Annotated in this window: 3 protein-coding genes; all 3 read left to right on the forward strand. The window is 72.7% G+C overall.

Features of this window, described 5'->3' with window-relative positions; translation table 11 throughout:
- Positions 1-401: flotillin domain-containing protein (locus G3I65_RS29255; RefSeq protein ID WP_275940173.1), on the forward strand; the 401-nt coding region annotated here is incomplete at its 5' end.
- Positions 402-537: 136 nt separating this feature from the next.
- Positions 538-1,239: a hypothetical protein gene (locus tag G3I65_RS29260; RefSeq protein WP_160698956.1), complete on the forward strand. Its 702-nt coding sequence runs from the start codon at positions 538-540 to the stop codon at positions 1,237-1,239.
- 246 nt (positions 1,240-1,485) lie between these two features.
- Positions 1,486-2,069 (forward strand): wax ester/triacylglycerol synthase domain-containing protein (locus tag G3I65_RS29265; protein ID WP_275940174.1); only part of this gene is annotated, 584 nt, incomplete at its 3' end.

A 2,069-nucleotide genomic window follows, 5' to 3' on the forward strand; every position in this document is an offset into this window, starting at 1 on the left:
CGGCCGCGGCCAAGGCCCGCGGTCTGGCCGACGCGGAGGCCGCGAAGGCGAAGGGCCTCGCCGAAGCGGAGTCGGCCCGGGCGAAGGGCCTCGCCGAGGCCGACGCCATCAAGGCGCGCGCGGCGGCGCTGGCGGAGAACCAGGAAGCCGTCGTCGCGCAGCAGCTGGCCGAGCGCTGGCCGGAGATCGTCGAGGCGGGCGCGAGCGCGTTCGGCAACGTCGACCACATGGTCGTGCTCAACGGCGCCGACGGCATGTCCGACATGTTCGCCAAGGCGCTTTCGCTCGGCGGAACCGGTCTCGGCCTGGCCCGGCAGCTCATGGACGCCATGGGCAAGCCGGACGGGAAGGAGCTCGACGAGGCCGCGCGGAAGAACGGCGAGCTCAAGCTCAGCGACTGACGCGTCACGGAGCGTACGGCCCTTGTGTCCCGGATCACGGGAAGCAGGGGCCGTACGCCCGATCGGGGGCGGCAATTCCCGTGCTGTTGTCCTACCGTGGGCGCATGGTGCCGGACTGCGTGTCGCGGGCCGTCCGATGAGCTTCTTCACCGGCGGTCCTCGTGAGCGTCCCTTGTTCCCCGTCCCGGAGCAGGAGCTGTACGCGTTCAACGGCAGGCACTGGACCGACGCCCCGCGCGAGCACATCGTCCCGGCCGTGCTGCCGTGGGCGCAGCCGCTGGGCCGGTCCGACCGCACGGTGGTCGCGCTGCGGGCCATCGAGGTGTGGCCGGAGGCGCTGACGCTGCGCGTGACGGTGTACTCGCGGGACAGCCTGGTCGAAGACCCCGCCGAGGGGCTGATCGACCACCGGCGGAAGCCGGACTACAACGGGCTGCTGGTCGGCGTGCTCTACGCCGACGGCAGCCGGGCCAGCTCGGAAACGGTTTCGGTGCCGTCGGCGTCCGAGCCCGACGGCCCGGTGCTGCGGGCGCAGGCGGCCGGCGGCACGCGCTTCGCCGTCGAGCACGAAGTGTTCCTGTGGCCACTGCCCCCGGCCGGCCCGCTCAAGCTCGTCGTGCAGTGGACCGACCGCGAAATCCCGGAGACCCGGACGACGCTCGACGGCGGCGCGATCCGGGCCGCGGCGAAGGACGCCGCGGAGATCTGGCCCGGCCTCGGCAAGCGGCAGGCGAACGGCCTGCCGGTGCGGCGCGTCGGCAAGCAGGTGGCACTGACCCCCGATTGGGGGACCTCGGTGGTGCGGGCGGAGCAGCCCGAACCCGCCCCGGGTGAGTGAACACCAGCTGATCTGTGACCCCCGGCACCGCGGCCCGGGGTATCTCGAATGGATGAACGGGGTGAGCAGTTAGCGTCGTGGAAACACTTCGACCACCCGGCCGTCATGTCGGGCTGGTGCAGTGGATCCCCTCCTCCTGACGCACGTGGCCGTGCACCCGCGAACCAGGGAAGGTCGCTCATGGCAGCTTCGCCGCTCAGCGCACTCGACGTCGCTTTCCTTTGCCTGGAAAGCGAAACCTCCCCGATGCACATGGGGGCGGTGCTCACGTTCACCGCCCGCGGACCGGTGGACGGCGGCACGCTCACGGCGATCCTCGCCGAACGGGCGGCGCGCCTGCCGAAGCTGCGCCAGCGGGCGCGCGCGGAGCTGTTCCCGCCGGGCGCGGCCAGCTGGGCCGAGGACCCGGGATTTGTTGCGGCGGACCACATTCACCACGTCGTGCTCAGTTCGCTGTACGAACCGGACCCGCTCGCGGCGTACGCGTCGCGGTGGATCGCGGAGCCGCTCGACACCAGCCGGCCGCTGTGGGACCTCACCGTCGTGACCGGACTCCCGGACGGGAAGTTCGCGCTGCTGCTCAAACTGCACCACGCGCTCACCGACGGCGCCGGGGCGTACGCGGTCGCGGCCGGGCTGCTCGACGGCGTCGAGCTGCCGCAGCGGATCCCGGCGCAGCGTCACCCGGCCCCGCGCTCCACTTTGGACACGGTGAAGGGCGCGCTGGGCACGGCGTGGGACCAGGCGAACGAGACCGCCGGGATCGCCTCGTCGCTCGTGCGGGCCGCGCGGCCGCCGCTGTCGCCGATCTCGGCGCCGACGTCCGCCGA

It is taken from the genome of Amycolatopsis sp. SID8362, from assembly GCF_010550475.1.
In the GTDB taxonomy this organism is placed as follows: domain Bacteria; phylum Actinomycetota; class Actinomycetes; order Mycobacteriales; family Pseudonocardiaceae; genus Amycolatopsis; species Amycolatopsis eburnea.